This window comes from Acinetobacter sp. ANC 4470 (assembly GCF_002135335.1).
Lineage (GTDB): Bacteria > Pseudomonadota > Gammaproteobacteria > Pseudomonadales > Moraxellaceae > Acinetobacter.
The window spans coordinates 254,820-272,823 of the sequence record NZ_NEGC01000003.1; the positions used below are offsets into that span (position 1 = coordinate 254,820).

Genomic DNA, 18,004 nt, shown 5'->3' on the forward strand with positions numbered 1-18,004 from the left:
CTAAGACACACTCCTTATTAGCTGGTTTATTGTTGATGTCATTGCTTCCTTATATAAAGCATTGCCACTATACAGCTCGTAAATAGCTAGAATCAAATCAGTTTTTGCTTTCGACGACATAGTCCGTCGCTTAACCTTAAGTGCCTCCTCTACCGTCAAAATACAGTCTTGTAAAACAACCGTATCCATTTCTTCATCTTCTTTTAAACTCGCATATACCGTTGCCACAAAGCGACTCACGCCTTTAGGTTGCATTACACGACCAGTTGTTTCAAGTGCCTGTTCTAATGTGTCAAAAGCTTGCTTGAGTAATGATGTGTCTAATTCAGAAACTGAATCTGGTTCATCCTGTTCAAAAGCTTCGTCTATTTGTCTTTGAAGAATATCCTCTGAAGTCCATGTTTTAATTGGCTCGCCAGTCCCATGCTGTAACCATTCAACATTTGCACCAGTTGCCTTCGCAATTTTTTCTGCTACAGATAAGTGCATATTCTTATTATTTTTCTTAAAAATACCAAAAATTGTTGAGTTGGATAACCCTAAACGCCCGCACCAACCATATAGAGACTCACTAATACCTCTAGGCATTAAACCATTAAGCATCAAAAAGTACATACGAGACTGAATAGGGGTCAACTCTTCTTCGCAATTAAACTCTTTGAATTGCGAAAACTCAGCACAATTAAAATCAAAATTACGAAGTAAATCAACCTTATTATTATCAATCACTTATAGAATCTCCATAAAATTACTTCGTAAATATAATTACGAAGTGTTGACTGCGAAGTTATTACGAAGTATCTTTGTTCGTGAAAGGGTAAATACCCATTCTAACGAGTTAAAAAAAGCCGTTACGGCATAAGGAGGTTCTTATGGGCTTAAAGCAAAAACCCACAGAACAATGGGATAGATACAGTATTGAAGCTGAAATTAAACGCCGCGGAAAAAGCGTTACTCAGCTTGCAAAAGATTACGGAATGTCTGATCGGACAGTTCGTAATGCGCTGTATCACCCAAGTAAACAAGGCGAAATCATTATCTCCAAATTTCTGGGAGAACCTTTGCACGAGCTATTCCCAGAGCGTTGGACAGTTGATAATAAACGTATCTACCCACGATACAGCAATAAGGAATGTGCTTGATGAAAACACACTACAGTATTGCTGATCTATTAGCTTTAAAACTAGATAACTTCCCTACTACACGTAGAGGTTGGGAGTATTTAGTAAAAACTAATAATTGGAAGTATAGAGAAGTTCCTAGCCGAGGAAAAGGTGGTATCCGAAAGGAATACGAAGTAAATAGTGAAATTCAATCATTTTTGCATTTAAAAGAGATTAAAAACAAAGTTAATTCCGAAATCCAACTACAGGAAACTCAAACACAAGCTATATGTACACAACAATCTAATGAACTATTGAATTGGCAACGTGAAATTGCTGAAAACCGTTTATTTGTAGTGCGTTACATTCAACAGCAGATTAAACAAGGCTTGAAAAAAACATCTGTTATCGAGCAATTCATTGCTAATGCAGAAGCACTTTTATTGCCTGAAGATATGCAAATCGCTGTTCAAAAAGCCAATGCCAAAGCTGGTGAAGGACGTACTGTGTCACGTCGTAGCCTATTTGACTGGGTTAAGGCAGTTGATGATGCTGAAAAACATAAGACTAATGTGATAGGTGTATTGGCTCCTAAAACACGTCAAAGCGAAATCCCAGCTTGGGCTGTAGAACTTTTAAAACTTTGGGCACAACCACAGAAGCCTACTTTACCTGCTGTTTTGGAATTACTTCCAAACTACTTAAAAGCAGATGTGTCCTGCCCGACTTATAACCAAGCTTATCGTTTTATAAAGGAAAAAATGGGCAATGTTGAAGCACAACGTGGACGCATGGGCAGCCGTGAGCTGAAAAACTTACAACCCTTTATTCGTCGTGATACCGAACAGCTTCTACCTACAGATGTGTATACCGCAGATGGTCACTGCTTTGATGCTGAAATTGCTCATCCTATGCATGGCAAACCTTTTCGCCCTGAAATTACAGCGATTATTGATGTGGCGACACGTCGTTTAGTTGGCTGGTCTATTGATCTTGCTGAAAGCGGTTGGGCTGTACTGGATGCTGTACGGATGAGTGCATGTGAGTGCGGTATTCCAGCCATCTTTTATGTGGACAACGGATCTGGTTATAAGAACCAAATGATGGGTGCAAAAGGTCGTGGTGTCATGGCACGTTTAAATACAGAAATGAGTCATGCCCTGCCTTATAACTCACAAGCTAAAGGTCTTATTGAACGTAGTCACCAAAGCCTTTGGATCAAAGCCGCCAAAAACTTGCAGTCATACATTGGTAAAGACATGGATGCTGAAGCTAGCAACAAAATGTTCAAGCTAACACGTAGTGAAATTAAGCAGGTTGGTGTTTCAAAAAGTCTAATGGCTTGGGCAGATTTTCTTGTGTATGCCGAATCGGTTGTGAATGGCTACAACAACAAACCGCATAAAGGTCTGAAAAGAATTGTAGACCCCGTGACGTTGAAAAGAAGACATCAAAGTCCGCTAGAAGCATGGGATGAAGCGTTAGAAATGGGTGCGACGATTGACCGTGTAGAAGACTGGGATGCTGAAGACTTATTCCGCCCTTATGAAGAACGTAAGGTGCGTCGTGGTGAAATTGAATTATTTGGCAATCGTTACTTTAGTCAAGAGCTTTCTGAATATCACGGTGACAATGTTCTAGTTGGTTATGACATACATAACGCAGATCGCATAACAGTACGTGATGATGAAGGTCGTTTGATTTGTTATGCATTCTGGAATGCCAACAAACGCGCTTACTTCCCGCAAACCAAAGTTGAGCAGGCCCGTCAACGTCGTGCAGATGGTCGTTTACGTCGTCTTGCTGTGAAACAGGATGAAGTACTGCTAGAAGCTAATCCACAACGAGTAATTCAGCACATGGAAAATCAGACTGTTATTCCATTCAACAGTAATAAACATACTGAGTTAATGGCTGAATTAAATGCCCTACCTCTGAAGCAGGAAAAGGAAGTGATCTACTTCAAGAGCAGTCTGCAAACTGAATTTAATCAGCCAATACAACACGCTCAGCCAATTAGCCAAATGAGTAAATGGATTGATATCGACCAACGGCTTACTAAAAATGAGGAGGTAAACGAAGAAGACCGAGACTTATGGGAAATGTATCCATTGTCTAAGAAATTTAAGCAACAAAGTGAAGATGACGCTGTACTAAAAAGTTATTTAGCACAGCGCCAAGGGGCGTGAAGGTATAGCAGTACCTTCACTCAAACAAACAACATCTCTAAATATGGTGATTTATATGAATAGTAAAGTCAATCCCCAAAATCAAAACCCTAGCATGGGTGGTATCGCTAACATTAGAAATATTTCTCAATGTTATGAAGCTGTTAAACGCACAATGGAACGTAATCCATTATTGCCAGGGATCTCAGCTTTCTATGGCCCAAGCGGTTTTGGTAAGTCTACTGCTGCAAATTTTGTAGCGACCAAAACCAATGCATTTTATGTGCAAGTAAAATCTACTTATACAAAAAAAGCATTTTTACAGGCTTTACTTCGAGAAATGCGTATTCCTGAAAAAGCGACATTATCTGAAATGATGGAGCTTGCAAGCAGTGAGTTAGCTAAATCAGGACGCCCCTTAATTATTGATGAATTTGATCATCTATTAAATGGGAACAAAGTTGAGATTGTTCGTGATTTATATGAAGCCTCCCAAGGCACATTCTTAGTCATTGGTGAAGAGCTATTACCTCGTAAGCTAGAAAAATGGGAACGTTTCCATGGACGAGTATTGAACTGGGTTCCTGCCCTACCAGCGGACTTAGATGATGTTATTCAACTTGCACATATTTATGCACCTAACATCAACATTGCAGAACCTGTTTTAGAACAGTTACTTGGACAAGTACGTGGTTCTACTAGACGTATTTCAACCAACCTTGAAATGCTTCATGAGAAGGCTCTTGAGCTGGCAGTTAAAAATGTAACTCCACACAATTTGAGTGAAGTTCTTCCTACTGGATTTGTCACTGGTGAAAGCCCTAAACCACGTAGTTTTTAAGGATTGTAAGGACACTTTAAATGGATGCTGTTATTAAGACTTTAAATTTAAGTCAGGGGAAAAAACTTATGAATGCAAGTATACCGCACCAAAAACCACGTCAACGGGTTTGGCTTGCTATTCGTAAATGGAAAGATGATTTCACCTTAATTCAGGTTGCTGAAGAAGGTTCAATGAAGGAAGACAGCACCCGAGATTATCTTACTGGCCTTTTGAATGCAGGTTACATAGAGGTTGCTTATGAAGAACCGATTATGGGTAAACGTGTCAAAAGAATACATTACAAATTGGTTCGAGACGTAGGTTACAACGCTCCAGCAGTGAAACGAGATGGGACTGAAACTACTCCAGCCTGCATTAATAAAGCGATGTGGAATACGCTTCGTATTCTAAAACGAGCAATTAATGCTGATGAATTAGCTAGTCTTTCAAGCAATGACCTGTTCAATGTTTCAGTACATACCGCCAATACATACCTGCAAATTCTTAATGAAGCTGGTTACTTAAAGCTTGTACAACCAGCCATAAATATGACTGGAAAAAAAGCTAAATACCAACTACTTGAGTGCATGAATACTGGGCCAGATTCACCACAAATCCAACGTGCGAAACAAGTGTTTGACCCTAACACCAATCAATTGATGTATTCAGAACGTCCCGAACTTGAAGAAGAAATTAAACACGGGACGTTACTGCTTACCCAAGAGGAAATAGATGATGAATAAAAATATTGAAATGAATGTAAAACCACATGAGTTTATTGCTCAAGACCGTATTCGCTTATTTACGGAATGTAATAACTACAAGCTTGCCTTGTACTACGAGAAAAAACGGAATCGTGCTGTGATTGCATTACTGATGGTGATCATTATCACCCTTCTAGGAGCACTCCTTTATGTCTTCTATGGATGATTTACCCAAATGGAAACAATTAGCCTACAGCCGAATTAAAGCTGTTGGAAGTATTCAAAAAGTTGCAGATGAATTGGGTTATGCAAGAGCAAGTTTATCGCTTGCCTTACGTGACAAATACGTAGGCAGCACAGAACGCTTAGAACAAACAGTGATACGGGTTTTGGGTAGTGTGAACTGCCCTCACCTTGGGCAAGAAATTACACCTGAGCAGTGTCAGGCATATAAGCATCGTGAAGCTCCTACGCAGAACCCTGCTGATATGCGCCACTGGAGAGCCTGTCAGCAGTGCCCTATTGCTTGCAAAAAAAACAGAAAAGAGATTTTTTAAGGAAAAATAATGCCTGATTTAGCAGATGTGGCAAATGAAATGATGGATGAACGTTTAGCGTTGACACTAAACAATCGTCAGCAATACAACACTGTCAGTGAATATCAATGTGAAGATTGTGGTACTGAAATTCCAGAACAACGTCGTGCCTTAGGTGGCGTGAAACTTTGTATTAGCTGTCAAACCTTAGTTGAAAATAAACAAAAACATTTCTGTGGAAAGGTGAATTAATGAACGCAGTTATAGAAGTACCAGCGGGTTTCCGCATTGATGCCAAAGGTCGTTTTGTACCAGAAGCACAGATCAAACCAATTGACATTGAACGTAGTGATTTGGTCGAAGCCTTAATTGGTGGAGCACAGATGTTGCAAAAGCAAATGCGTAGTTTTAAAGAACAAGCATTTGCAGATGTGGCAGCATTTATTCAATTATCCGCTGAACAATATGGAGCGTCACTCGGTGGTAACAAAGGCAATGTGACTTTATTTAGCTTTGATGGCAAATATAAAATTGTTCGTCAAAGTCAGGATTCGATTCGTTTTGATGAACGTTTACAAGCAGCCAAAGCCCTAATTGATGAATGTATTCAATCATGGTCGGCTGATTCTAACGATAACTTAAAGGCACTCATTAACGATGCTTTCCAAGTCGATAAGGAGGGTAAAATTTCGACTGGGCGTGTACTCGGCTTACGTCGATTAAATATTCAGGATGAAAAATGGCAACAAGCCATGCAAGCAATCAGTGACAGCATTATCGTCACTGACAGTAAAAACTATATCCGCTTTTATGAGCGTGATAAACACGGCAAGTATCAAGCCATTTCACTTGATTTTGCCAACATTTAAAGCAACTTACTTTTTAATAAACATAGGTCTTAAAACCATGAACAAAACAGAACTTATTCAACACATTTCAACAGAAGCTGGATTAAACAAAACTCAAGCAACCGCTGCTCTTCAAGCTTTTGAAACAGCAGTAGTTAGCACCTTGGTAAACGGGGAAACGTTAGAGCTGAAAGGCTTTGGTACTTTTAAAATTACTGACCGTGCTGAACGCCAAGGCCGTAATCCTAAAACTGGTGAAGCTCTTACGATTGCTGCCTCTAAAACACCAGTCTTTAAAGCAGGTAAGACCTTAAAAGATGCTGTGAATTGAGTGTCATAAAAGTTAATTGATTTAACAAAATTCAAAAGGTCCCGCCTTTTGGCGGGATTTTTTTGACCAAAATTTAGGAAAAATTATGAAAACTGGCACAACGAAATTACTCATTCAGCTACTTAAAGCCGTAATCGAAAATGAAGGAATTAATCTAAACACCTTAAATATCAAGATCAATATTGAAAACTCAGAACCTGTTGAAGCTGAATTTTCTAAAATTTCAGCAGCTTCAGATTTGGAACTTGAACAATTGCAAACAGAGTTAGCACGCTTAGATTTCCTCGTTGAGAACAGATTACGTGTTGAGAGATGGAATACTAACCCATCCGCCGAATTTTACTACGTTATGAATGATGAAGATGTTTCGATCACCCGGCATGAAGACCTTAGAACTGCTGTTGATTTAGCTATGGAAAAATTAAAAAAAGAGGAAGAAGAACAATGATTCTAATTGAAGATTTAGACAAGCTACCGCCTGAAGTCGTCAGCAGCCTTGGAGAGACATCATGAGCCTTTCTAAAGAACAAAAGACGTTTGCCATTAAAGAACTCGAAAAAGGGAACCGTGTCAATCTGACCTGTGATAGCTACGAAATTTCGCTCATGATTCAACGCCACAAAATGAAGTTAGTGGTTGGCATTTATGTTGATGGGACTGTGAAAGGCATTTGGTGTGCTGAACATGAAAAGCATCCTGAAGCCAAATATTTGGCTCCGTATTTCATCAACGTTTACAAACCCAGCTTCAAGCAAAAACTAATTAAGCTTTGTGGGAAAAGACGTGCATATAAGGAATATCCAGATTTAGACGCTAAACATGAACACCGTCTGCCCTACTTTGCTAATGTGACTAAAGCCATTAATCACCTGATCAAAGTTTCAGATTCAATTGAACTTTTAACGGAGATGGCAACATGAAAAAAGCATCCCGTAACCAACGTATTGCAGCCATCCATATGGGTAAAAAATCATTGAATTTGGATGATGACACTTACCGTGACATGCTTGAGCAAGTCACTGGTAAACGATCTGCAAAGGATATGACTGATGATGATTTGGTTAAAGTGATTCAGCACCTTGACCAGCTCGGATTTTCTAAACGCAACTTTGGTGAAAAACCAAAAGTGAAGCTATCTAAAGAAGCTTTAATGAGCAAAATTGAAGCCCATTTAGCAGAAAATAAACTGCATTGGAATTATGCAAAAGGCATTGCAAAACAAATGTTTCAAAAAGAGGCGTTAGAATTTTGTACAGAAAATCAACTGTGGCGTATAGTTGCCGCATTGGAGTACAAAAAGAAGCGAGACCATGAAACAAGACGAGTATCTGGACAAACTACCTGAAAACCTTCGGTTAATTATTCAATTGACTGACTACAGAACTGCCATGATTTTAATTAAACATTATGGTGGTTCTGACTACAGTTTCCCTCCCCTAAAATCTATTTCAGAAAGTCATGAACTGGCTGAAATTTTAGGATTCAACAATCTTAAAAAATTGTGTCAATACTGGAATGGAGATGTGGTCTATATTCCCAAGCCTGACCGTTATTTGGGTATCTTACGTGATAAACGCATTGAACAAGACCTTGCTGAATTGGGTGCTGATTCTAAAATTCAGCGTGAACTGGCTCGAAAATATAATGTCACAACACGATGGATTCGTAGTGTACGTAAAAACCAACTTTCACCATCTTTAAAACGAAATACCAATAACCAACTTGATATGTTCGCCTAAAATCCATCTCAACGTATTTTTCTATTTGCCGCCTTCGGGCGGTTTTTTTATGGAAGCAGTTCCGCAACAATTCGCTTGCAAAATCATCAAAACTAACAGGATGTTAAATAAGAGATAACTACATGCAAGTTACCAAAAACTTCACTCTAGCTGAGCTATTACACAGTAATACGGCAGTTCGATTGGGAATAAAAAATCAGCCTTCACTGGATCACCAAGCCAATATTGTTACTGCATGTCACCAGCTATTCCAGCCGATGCGTAATCTATTAAATCAGTCTGTTTTGATTAGTAGTGGTTATCGTTCAGATGCCGTTAATCGCGCTGTAGGTGGAAGTAAAACTTCAGCACATAGTGTCGGCTATGCAATTGACTTCATTAGCCCACGATTTGGTTCACCGCGTGAAATCGCAACTTTTTTAGCAAAAGAATTACCGAAACATGGAATTAAATTCGATCAGATTATTCTTGAATTTGATAGCTGGGTGCATGTCGGTTTTAAAACCCGTGAAGGTAAACAACGTGGCGAAGTTCTAACTGCAAAAAAAGTGAAAGGCAAAACTCAATATTTCAATGGAGTGGTCTAATGGCTGTTAAAACAAATCGTAACATTCCACAATCCGTCAAAGTTCATAGACGTATTGAAGCTGAAGTTGCATTGGCACTTTCAAATCAAGCTCTTGAGTATGAAAAATTACTGCAAGAACAAAATGCTGAAAATAATTCTAACGAGTCTGACAAGATTCAAAAACTACGTCTAACGCTATCACAACGCGAAAGCCAGATTGATCATTTACAACTTGAAATGACTGAACTCATTAATCAAGGACAACGTTCTAACGAACTGTCTGAGCTTGTTCGTGATTTGAAATATGAAGTTGGTAAAAAACAAAAAACCATTACTCGCTTGAATAATGATCTTACACAGGGTCAGTTTGTTACTGGTGAACTGTTGCTATTTGTGAGCAAAAGCTTAGTTGTCCACAATTGGAAGGACTCGTGGAAATGGATCAGTAATTGGGCATTTGGTCTGGTGATGTTCTTTGCTGTCACCCCTATCCCACCTGAGTTACTGGCAGTACTACCTGAACAATTCCGCTTCTATGTAATTGCATGGATTGCATTCTGTGGAATGGTAGGTCGTTACCTTAACCAGAGTAAATAGGAGGATTCGCAATGGCTATAGAAATAATCGTCAAGCGGCATCCAATTGGTCGCCTAGTAACGTTCATTCTGGATAGTTATGCACTCATCCGACATCCCATTCAAATTGCTAAGAAGAAGAGAGCATCATGCAAAAAGTAATACTTTCTAAAAATGCAATTGTGGGTTTAGCCAGCTTCGTTCTGAATAATTACGGTCATATCAGTGAAACCATTCAACAAGGCATTGAACTGACTAAAAAGACTTATAGCAATTCAAAATTGACCCTCGTTGCTGTCTATGACTTATTTAATGAAACAGCTAAAGCTATGCAATCAATTGAAAATGAAGGGGCTTTGAAAGGTCTTGAGAAAAAACTCGCTGTATTTAATTTCATTGAAAAAGAATATGTCGAAACCAGAGCCGAAATCAAAGCAATTTGGGCAGGTTGGAAAACGACCGTATCATGGTTTATTGATCAGCTTATTACCCTGCTGAACAGTGGACGAACTGTTTTAAATACTTTTGCTGGGTAAGGGGGCAATGTGGCGATTCAATTAGAAGCTTACCAATGGATTTTAGTTCTAATTACAGTCATTAGTACTGTGATCGGGACAGTCAAAATCCTTTGGGGACGTATCGAACTTAACCTGAATACCAACTTTAAAACGTTTCAGAACCAACTTGAAGAAGTTTCAAAACAAGCAACAAAAAGTCAGCAAGACGTTCGTGAATTAGAACGTAAGTTCTATCAGTTCCAAATTGATTTGCCACATTCCTATGTTGCTCGTGAAGATTATATTCGAGGTCAAACTATCATTGAAGCCAAGCTTGATGCTTTGGCTTCAAAAATCGAAAACGTTCAAATACGCCAAGGAATGAATCAAAAATGACTGATCTCGTAAAAGCGCGTCGTGAAAATATGCGTTGGCTGTTACTGAATGCTTTAAATAATGCGCGTCCTTTAGGTGCGATGGATGTATTGCTTCTAACGGTTGTTCATGCCATTCATCCAGATGCAACGGCAAGAGAATTACATACGGAACTTGAGTACCTGGAAAGTAAAGACTTAATTGATATTGAACGCCAACCAACAGGACATTGGCATTCAAAATTGAATGCCTTAGGCATTGATGTAGTCGAATATACAGTGAACTGCCCTGCTGGTATTGCACGACCGACTAAGTACTGGGGGTAATATGGCTAAGCCTTCTGCTGTAGATAATTTAAAGTCTGAAGACAAGCACATGCTTGACCGTTGGCTTATGGATAAAGGCTTTTGCGGCTATGAAGAAATTGCAGAAAAGCTACAGTCACTGGGGTATAGCATTGGTAAATCAAGTGTGCACCGTTATGGGCAGAAACTTGAGCAAAAACTTGCAGCTGTTCAAGCCAGTACACAAGCTGCTTTGATGATTGCTGAAGCCGCACCTGATGATAGTGATATGCGAACCCAAGCTGTGCTTTCACTCATGCAAACGCAATTGTTTGACACGTTAATTAATTTGCAAGAAGCGGGTGCTGAAGGTGTAGATCCTGCCAAGCGTTTAGCATTGATTTCGAGCTGTGGTAAAGGTATTGCTTCAATCGCACAGGCATCTGTTGGTCAAAAAAAATGGATGTTAGATGTACGTGACCGTGCTGAGAAAGCAGCTCAAGCTGTTGAAAGTATCGTTAAAAAAGGTGGTCTATCTGCTGAAGTTGCTGCTGACATTCGTGCTCAAATTTTAGGAATTGCCAAATCATGACAGATAGCCCAATTGACCTTTTACAACCTGACTTTGACAGTAAAATTCCCGCAGTACTACTACCTTATCAGCAAGAATGGATTGCTGATAAAAGCCCGTTAAAGATTGGGGAAAAGTCACGTCGTATTGGTTTAACTTGGGCTGAAGCCGCTGATGCAGCTTTAGAAGTTGCAAGTGATGGATCTGCTGGTGGTCAGAACTGTTATTACTTGGGCTATAACAAAGATATGACCGTCGAATTTATTCAGGCCTGTGCTATGTGGGCACGTGCTTATAACCTCGCTGCTGCTGAAATGGAAGAAGGAATTTGGGAAGATGGTGATAAAGAAATTAAAACTTATATTATCCGCTTCCCCAATTCAGGCTTTCGTATTGAAGCCTTAACCTCTCGCCCTTCTAACTTACGTGGTCGTCAAGGCCGTGTAATTCTGGATGAAGCAGCTTTCCATGAAGATTTAGATGAGCTTTTAAAAGCAGCAATGGCATTGCTCATTTGGGGTGGTTGTGTCCGAGTCATCAGTACCCATGATGGGGAAGATAATCCATTTAATGAGCTGATTAAAGAGATCCGAGCTGCTAAACGAAAAGGCACAATACACCGCACTACATTTAAAGAATCTGTAGATCAAGGCTTATATAAACGTGTTTGCTTGCGTAAAGGCATTGAATATAAAACTGATGAAGAACAGGCTTGGATGGATGACGTGTACAGCTTCTATGGCGATGCTGCCGACGAAGAACTGGATGTCATTCCAAGTAAAGGTGGTGGGCGTTGGTTGTCTCAAGGTTTGTTAGAGCAACGTCAAAAAGATATTCCTGTGATTCGTTGGTCAGCACCGAAAGGCTTTGAAACGTGGACTGAAGAAGCACGTCACACTGAAATTGAATTGTTATTTAGTGATGTGATTAAGCCGTTGCTGGATTCGATTCCCAAAAAATACCGAAGTTATTACGGACTGGACTTTGCACGTCGTTCAGATCTGTGTGTGTTCTGGCCATTGATTGAACGTCAAGACACCCGCAAGCACTGCCCTTTCGTTGTTGAACTTTCCAATATGCCCTATAAGCAACAAGAACAATTGTTTAAATTGATTGCCAAGGCATTACCAAATTTTAGTAAAGGTGCACATGATGCAACAGGTAATGGTGGCTATTTAGCTGAAGCGATGCAATTAGAATTTGGCGATAAGATTGAAGCGATTCACTTAAGTGAAGGTTGGTATAGGGAACATACCCCACACTTTAAAGCAGCGTTAGAAGATGGCGATATTGTGGATATACCTAAAGACAAGGACATTATAGATGACCATCGTGCCTTTGTTTTGGTTAAAGGTGTGGCACGTATTCCTGATGTGAGAACGACAGGACAAGATGGTAAAAAGCGACATGGTGACAGTGGTATTGCGCACTTACTGGCAGACTATGCCAGTAAAAACCCGACTGGTACTATTGAGTTTATAGAGTTGCCTAGTCGGGATGAGATGGAAAATCAAATGAATAATGATGAGTATGATTGGGATAATGAAGTTGGGTGTATTTAGTTTTATAACGACATAAAACGACGCAGCTAATATTTATTTGGTCAATGCCCTTATTTTTAACTTTATAATATGCTTCAATCCATCTAATAATTTTAAAATTTAATTAGTTAGGGGATAATAAATATGTCTTGTGAGATCACAGCTTTTATCGTTCATAAAATGGTTCCAGCACAGCAACCACGACTTATAGCTGAGTTTGGTCCTAGTGTTTTAGCTCATAATGCTTCTATACAAAGCTTGATGGATACATTAAATCAGCGCTATATTTCACAGGGTGGTCGAACTTTTGGACAATTTTCACCAAATCAAACTAATTATCCAATTTCTCGCCATCTAGATGAAAAAGATATTTTAAATAATCCAACAAATTTCTACGATTTATCAAATGAAATTTTAAGTCATTTGGTTTCTAAAGCATCAGCAACTTCTGCAACAGGAGGTTGGGTTTTAATGTGTCTTTATAAACATAATGCTGAAAAAGTTTTAGCAGTAGCAGTTGTTAATGAAACAACTGGTGCTTCAATTGATGAAACTTTTCAAGTCCAACCTAGTATTTATATTGACTTAACAAAGTTACGGCATGCTGGTCGTATCAATTTAACAAAATGGAAAAGTGCTCAAAAGGGATATGTAAATTTTATCAAAGCAGGAAGAGAATCAACTTATTTCAAAGAGTTTTTAGGTTGTGATACCACAAATTCTAATGTGGATGAAAGTAATAAGCTTATTATTGCAATTCGTGCTTATTGTGATGCAAAAGATTTTGATTATATACAACGAAAAAATATTACAGATTTGGCTCATGATTGGTTAAAAACGGCTTCCAAAACAAAACGTCCTATTCTTTTAGCACATTTAGCCAACCATATAGCTCCAGAGGAGGCAGAGGAATTAACCATATTTTTAACATCTGATGAATATGCGATTAATGATGATTTTATTCCTGACATGCGTAGTCTGAAACAATTAGTTGAGTTGCATACTAAGGATAATCATTGGGATATTAAATTGAGTAATGATGCGTTCGAGCATGGTGCAATATATAATATAGAGACTAAATTATTAACATTGCCTGTTAATAATGTTGAAGACCAAGAAATGTTTGCTCGACATGTACAAGGTTTAGAGGATGATGACACAAATTAGTCGAGAGCAATTAATTGAGCTTTTTAGAAAAGCTCAATTTACTGACAGTCAATATTCACAAGGTCACATTACTGTTGACTCGCCAAGTCTCGTCCAAAATTTAACACTTGCATTTAACGATTCTAATTCAGGATGGCATGCAACTTCTTTACCACCTGTAATAATTAATCAAACTTATAATTTTCACTACAATGGCGCGCTTCCTAGCAGATTTGGACATGTTTTTAAAGGTGTAGAGGGGCTTTTTAGAAACAACTACTTTAGAGGTAGTAGTGGAAAGAAATTTTATATTATTGAGTTGAAGTTTGATAATAATGATTTAAACAAACCTGACATAATTAAAAAGTATGAAAAATTACTCTCTTTTATCAAACTATTGAAAGATGCTGCTATTTTTTCAGATAGTTCTATTTCAAAAATGTTGTTTTTAAATGATACAGATAATATAGAAATAGAGCCTATTTATACTAAAACTGATTTAGATCATTTAAAAGAAGCAGCAGTTGATAAAATTATCCAATTTATTGAAGATAATACTCATTCAAAACAAAAATTTGCTATTTTAAGTAAAGCAATTATTGCTGAGTGCAAAAATGAAACATTTGATAAACGATTTACTGTATTACTCTCTAAGTTAGATGATATTTATAATACTCTAGAACACGATTATGCTGTTTTTGCGTCGAGTTTTTCATATGAAAAACTACGAAATGAGATTGAAAATGCAAAGTTAGAAGAACAAGTTAAAATTCATAAAGTGATTACCGATATTCAGAATCAGATTTTGGGTATACCTGTTGCAACTGTGATTGTTGCAACTCAATTCAAAACGCAAAAAAGTGCCCAGTTTGATTATGTATACCAATTTGCAGTGAATACAGGTATCACAATAGGCGTATGTATCTTTACCATTATTATGGGATATCTTGTCTATAATCAAATTCAATCTCTAACAGGAATAAAAAGAGAAATTGAAAGGAAGGATCAGCGCTTTAAGTTTGAAAGCCCTATTGTTTATAAAAATATTCAAGTAAGTACTAAGAAAGATCCATTTCAAGATCTATTTGATAGACTTAAAACTCAAAATTTTATTTTGTGGGTTATTGTTTTAGTATGTGTTATTGCCTGCATAGCGACTATTAGTATTTATGCGAATATCACAGTGAATCCCTACTCTAGCTAAGATTTAGGAATTACTTCCACGCCTAAACTATACAACTCTGATTCAAACTAAGCACAATCCTATATTGTGCTTTTTTTATTATGGCTAAAAAAGATAAGACCCAGAAACAAGCGTTAGAAACTCCTCAAACTTCTGACATCACCTATCTTACAAACCAGTGGCAAGAACACCCAGTTGTGGGTTTAACGCCAGCACGCTTACATCGGTTACTGACTGGAGCAGAGCAAGGCAGCTTGCAAGCCATGGCTGATTTATTTGCTGACATGGAAGAACGTGACGGGCATATTTTTTCAGAAATGTTCCGACGTAAGAAAGGTGTTAATAGTTTGCCCTGGGGAGTGAACCCACCGAAAAATGCATCTGAACAAGAAAAGAAAATAGCTGAACAAGTTTATGAATGGATTGATGACATTGAAGACTTTGAAATGATGCTCTTTGATGCCATGGATGCAGTGGGTCATGGTTATAGCTGTCAAGAAATTAAATGGCATCAATTGGGGAATTTATGGCTGCCGAAAAGTTTTGAACATCAATTAGCGCGTAACTTCATGACTCCAGTCAACCAGCCCAATGAGTTGCGATTAAATGATGGTTCAATGGATGGTGCTGAGTTTTGGGACTTTGGCTGGTTTATTCACCGTCATAAAGCCAAGTCTGGATATATAGCCCGTTCTGGTTTGCATCGTGTTTTAGCATGGCCTTTCTTGTTTAAAAATTATGGCATCCGTGATGTCATGGAATTTCTTGAAATTTATGGACTACCCATCAAACTTGGTAAATACCCTGAAGGTGCAACCGATCAAGAAAAAATGACCTTATTACGAGCAGTCATGAGTATTGGTCGTAATGCTGGCGGTGTTATTCCAAAAGGCATGAGTATTGATTTTGAAAGCGCTGCCAATGGTGATACTGATAACCACATGGCACTGATTAAATGGTGTGAAGGGACTCAGTCGAAAGTCATTGTGGGTGGCACATTGCTTAGTCAAGCAGATGGTAAAACCAGTACCAATGCACAAAGTAAAACCCATGAAAATCAGTTTGATGTATTGGTTGAATCGGATGCAAAACAGCTAGCACGTTCAATCAATGACAGCTTAGTCAGCCACATGATACGACTAAACTATCCGAATATTACTGAAGACCGTTATCCAAAATTCTGCTTTGATACCAGTGATACAGAAGACCTTCAAACCTTCAGTGAGGCATTACCCAGTCTGGTTGACCTTGGATTTAAAATTCCATTGGAGTGGGCACAAAAACGTGCTGGTATTCCAATGCCTACGGATGATCAAGAGACGGTACTCGCTCGCACTCAGCAAACACCTATTCTTGCTGCAAATACATATCAGCCCCAAATTCTAACGCATCGTTTAGCAGCAAATCAGGCTCAGATTCCCTTGGAAGATCAAGCTATACAATTGCTATTAAACGAGCAAGTCAAACAAAGCCAAGCTATATCTGAAGAGTGGCTGACGGATTTAGTAAAAAAATTGCAAGCAGGTCAAAATGAAGATGAAGTACTTCAGCTACTGTCGGATCTGCACCCACATGATGAAGAGCCTGCTTTGCAAGAAAAGCTAACTCAGTTAATTTTTGCTTGTGAAATGCTGGGACGTTTAAGTGTTGAAGCGGAGGTTGAATAATGCCAACCCCTCACCGTCCTGAACTGAATGCCCTTTTCAAGCAACCGCCCAAAGATGCGATTGATTACCTTAAAAACAAAGGTTTTAAGATTGGCTGGGACTGGCATCAAACTTTAGATGATGCACATAGTCGCGCATTTACTGTTGCTAAAGTTGCAAAGATGGATGTCCTGCAAGACATTCGAAAGTCATTGATTACAGCGTTAGAACAAGGTCAAAGCTTAGAAAAATGGCAAGCTGAGATTACTCCAATCCTGCAAGAAAAAGGTTGGTGGGGTAAAAAAACTGTAGTCAATCCTGCTGGACATGAACAAGAAGTGCAGCTTGGAAGTCCAAGACGTTTACGCACCATCTATGACACCAATATGAAAAGTGCATTTTCGGCTGGTCGATATAAAACAATGCTTGAATCCACTGAAACACGCCCGTATTGGGAATATCGGCATGTCACAATGGTGAACTACCGAGTAGATCATAAAGCATGGAATGGACGTATTTTACGAGCAGATGATCCCTTTTGGTCAATCGCCTACCCACCTTCAAAGTTTGGATGCAACTGTCGTGTTATTGCCAGATCTGCGAGAGAAGTAGAAGGAAAAGAGATTTTAAGTAGCGAAGGTTATCAAACACAATTCAGCGAAAAAATTGGCGTGGATAGTTTTACTGGTGCAGATGTTTACAGTACACGGCAGCGATTTGATATACCCAGTCAAGATGGTAGTACGCTTACTTTTAGTCCAGCAGCTGGCTTTAATAACTCACCTGCTACCAGTTACGCAATGGATCAAATTCTTGCATCCCGTGCTACAAAATATATGGGCAATGAAGAAGGCTTGAAACAAGTTCAGCAAATCATCACTGCACCAGTACGGCAAAAGGCTCATCATGCTTTTATCGAAAACACCCTGAGTTTTGGAAAGACTCAGAATAAAACCAGCACTGTTGGTGTGTTCCAAACACCTGAGATTGCTTTTATAAAAATGAAAGCTCAACAGATTGATAGTCCAATCATCACAATAAGTGATCATTTACTTGTAGGGAAAAAGGCAGTACGACATGCGGATGCTGGTGATGCACTCAGCATTGCTGAATGGCAAGAGTTACCCTTACTTATGCTTCAACCCAAATATGTTTTATATGATGTTAAAAATGAAAGTGTTTTATATCTGCTAGAGAGTTTGGACAAAGAAGATGAAAAGCTGATTAAGCTTTCATTACGCTCAAAAAATGGCGTAATTGAAATTGTCAGTGTTTTTAAAATATTCGATGCTGCAATCGCGGATGGATTAAAAGCAGCTCATTATGAATTGATTAGAGAGTGAGATGGCGGCTGACTTGCACAGCA

General features: G+C 38.7%; 25 protein-coding genes. 24 read left to right on the forward strand and 1 reads right to left on the reverse strand.

The genetic code is table 11. The features are described 5' to 3' along the window. Positions 1-729 (reverse strand): hypothetical protein, encoded by a 729-nt coding sequence (locus B9T25_RS06250; protein ID WP_086187599.1) that lies wholly within the window; start codon positions 727-729, stop codon positions 1-3. A gap of 143 nt (positions 730-872) precedes the next feature. Here B9T25_RS06250 and B9T25_RS06255 point away from each other — a divergent pair, with 143 nt between their 5' ends. From B9T25_RS06255 to B9T25_RS06370, 24 genes are all read left to right on the forward strand, one after another. Further along, positions 873-1,142: a helix-turn-helix domain-containing protein gene (locus tag B9T25_RS06255; RefSeq protein WP_086187600.1), complete on the forward strand. Its 270-nt coding sequence runs from the start codon at positions 873-875 to the stop codon at positions 1,140-1,142. Then, positions 1,142-3,292 (forward strand): Mu transposase C-terminal domain-containing protein, encoded by a 2,151-nt coding sequence (locus B9T25_RS06260; protein ID WP_086187601.1) that lies wholly within the window; start codon positions 1,142-1,144, stop codon positions 3,290-3,292. The genes B9T25_RS06255 and B9T25_RS06260 overlap by 1 nt, the downstream gene beginning before the upstream one ends. A 55-nt stretch (positions 3,293-3,347) precedes the next feature. Beyond that, positions 3,348-4,112, forward strand: coding sequence for an AAA family ATPase (locus B9T25_RS06265; RefSeq protein WP_086187602.1), 765 nt, complete (start codon positions 3,348-3,350; stop codon positions 4,110-4,112). A gap of 20 nt (positions 4,113-4,132) precedes the next feature. Continuing rightward, positions 4,133-4,837 carry a hypothetical protein gene (locus B9T25_RS06270; protein WP_086187603.1) on the forward strand — a complete coding sequence of 235 codons (705 nt, stop codon included), beginning with the start codon at positions 4,133-4,135 and terminating at the stop codon, positions 4,835-4,837. Beyond that, positions 4,827-5,024, forward strand: coding sequence for a hypothetical protein (locus tag B9T25_RS06275; RefSeq protein WP_143222461.1), 198 nt, complete (start codon positions 4,827-4,829; stop codon positions 5,022-5,024). Before B9T25_RS06270 ends, B9T25_RS06275 begins: the two co-directional genes overlap by 11 nt. Then, a complete protein-coding gene (locus B9T25_RS06280) occupies positions 5,008-5,355 on the forward strand; it encodes a LysR family transcriptional regulator (protein WP_086187605.1) in 348 nt (115 codons plus the stop codon). Before B9T25_RS06275 ends, B9T25_RS06280 begins: the two co-directional genes overlap by 17 nt. A gap of 9 nt (positions 5,356-5,364) precedes the next feature. Next, positions 5,365-5,586, forward strand: coding sequence for a TraR/DksA C4-type zinc finger protein (locus B9T25_RS06285; RefSeq protein ID WP_086187606.1), 222 nt, complete (start codon positions 5,365-5,367; stop codon positions 5,584-5,586). After that, on the forward strand, positions 5,586-6,203 hold the full coding sequence (locus tag B9T25_RS06290; protein WP_086187607.1) for a DUF3164 family protein: 618 nt from the start codon (positions 5,586-5,588) through the stop codon (positions 6,201-6,203). The genes B9T25_RS06285 and B9T25_RS06290 overlap by 1 nt, the downstream gene beginning before the upstream one ends. A 37-nt stretch (positions 6,204-6,240) precedes the next feature. Further along, positions 6,241-6,513 carry an HU family DNA-binding protein gene (locus B9T25_RS06295; RefSeq protein ID WP_086187608.1) on the forward strand — a complete coding sequence of 91 codons (273 nt, stop codon included), beginning with the start codon at positions 6,241-6,243 and terminating at the stop codon, positions 6,511-6,513. 85 nt (positions 6,514-6,598) lie between these two features. Further along, positions 6,599-6,961: a hypothetical protein gene (locus B9T25_RS06300; protein WP_086187609.1), complete on the forward strand. Its 363-nt coding sequence runs from the start codon at positions 6,599-6,601 to the stop codon at positions 6,959-6,961. Positions 6,962-7,022: 61 nt separating this feature from the next. Next, positions 7,023-7,433 (forward strand): hypothetical protein, encoded by a 411-nt coding sequence (locus tag B9T25_RS06305; RefSeq protein WP_086187610.1) that lies wholly within the window; start codon positions 7,023-7,025, stop codon positions 7,431-7,433. Beyond that, a complete protein-coding gene (locus tag B9T25_RS06310) occupies positions 7,430-7,858 on the forward strand; it encodes a gp16 family protein (RefSeq protein ID WP_086187611.1) in 429 nt (142 codons plus the stop codon). Before B9T25_RS06305 ends, B9T25_RS06310 begins: the two co-directional genes overlap by 4 nt. Then, on the forward strand, positions 7,824-8,252 hold the full coding sequence (locus tag B9T25_RS06315; RefSeq protein ID WP_086187612.1) for a Mor transcription activator family protein: 429 nt from the start codon (positions 7,824-7,826) through the stop codon (positions 8,250-8,252). The genes B9T25_RS06310 and B9T25_RS06315 overlap by 35 nt, the downstream gene beginning before the upstream one ends. 122 nt (positions 8,253-8,374) lie before the next feature. Next, positions 8,375-8,839 carry a D-Ala-D-Ala carboxypeptidase family metallohydrolase gene (locus B9T25_RS06320; RefSeq protein ID WP_086187613.1) on the forward strand — a complete coding sequence of 155 codons (465 nt, stop codon included), beginning with the start codon at positions 8,375-8,377 and terminating at the stop codon, positions 8,837-8,839. Beyond that, positions 8,839-9,417: a hypothetical protein gene (locus tag B9T25_RS06325; RefSeq protein WP_086187614.1), complete on the forward strand. Its 579-nt coding sequence runs from the start codon at positions 8,839-8,841 to the stop codon at positions 9,415-9,417. The genes B9T25_RS06320 and B9T25_RS06325 overlap by 1 nt, the downstream gene beginning before the upstream one ends. A 127-nt stretch (positions 9,418-9,544) precedes the next feature. Next, a complete protein-coding gene (locus B9T25_RS06330; RefSeq protein ID WP_086187615.1) occupies positions 9,545-9,931 on the forward strand; it encodes a hypothetical protein in 387 nt (128 codons plus the stop codon). Between the two features lie 9 nt (positions 9,932-9,940). Further along, positions 9,941-10,288 carry a hypothetical protein gene (locus B9T25_RS06335; RefSeq protein ID WP_086187616.1) on the forward strand — a complete coding sequence of 116 codons (348 nt, stop codon included), beginning with the start codon at positions 9,941-9,943 and terminating at the stop codon, positions 10,286-10,288. Then, complete coding sequence (locus B9T25_RS06340) at positions 10,285-10,593, forward strand: hypothetical protein (protein ID WP_086187617.1); 309 nt, start codon at positions 10,285-10,287, stop codon at positions 10,591-10,593. Before B9T25_RS06335 ends, B9T25_RS06340 begins: the two co-directional genes overlap by 4 nt. Position 10,594: 1 nt before the next feature. Further along, positions 10,595-11,143, forward strand: coding sequence for a DUF3486 family protein (locus B9T25_RS06345; RefSeq protein ID WP_086187618.1), 549 nt, complete (start codon positions 10,595-10,597; stop codon positions 11,141-11,143). Beyond that, positions 11,140-12,684: a hypothetical protein gene (locus B9T25_RS06350; protein ID WP_086187619.1), complete on the forward strand. Its 1,545-nt coding sequence runs from the start codon at positions 11,140-11,142 to the stop codon at positions 12,682-12,684. Before B9T25_RS06345 ends, B9T25_RS06350 begins: the two co-directional genes overlap by 4 nt. 123 nt (positions 12,685-12,807) lie before the next feature. Further along, positions 12,808-13,830: a nucleoid-associated protein gene (locus B9T25_RS06355; RefSeq protein WP_086187620.1), complete on the forward strand. Its 1,023-nt coding sequence runs from the start codon at positions 12,808-12,810 to the stop codon at positions 13,828-13,830. Continuing rightward, positions 13,814-15,013, forward strand: coding sequence for a hypothetical protein (locus tag B9T25_RS06360; protein ID WP_228146858.1), 1,200 nt, complete (start codon positions 13,814-13,816; stop codon positions 15,011-15,013). Before B9T25_RS06355 ends, B9T25_RS06360 begins: the two co-directional genes overlap by 17 nt. Positions 15,014-15,093: 80 nt before the next feature. Next, positions 15,094-16,659 carry a DUF935 domain-containing protein gene (locus tag B9T25_RS06365; RefSeq protein WP_086187621.1) on the forward strand — a complete coding sequence of 522 codons (1,566 nt, stop codon included), beginning with the start codon at positions 15,094-15,096 and terminating at the stop codon, positions 16,657-16,659. Then, positions 16,659-17,981, forward strand: a complete 1,323-nt coding sequence (locus tag B9T25_RS06370) for a phage minor head protein (RefSeq protein ID WP_086187622.1) — start codon at positions 16,659-16,661, stop codon at positions 17,979-17,981. Before B9T25_RS06365 ends, B9T25_RS06370 begins: the two co-directional genes overlap by 1 nt. The last annotated feature ends 23 nt before the right edge of the window (positions 17,982-18,004 follow it).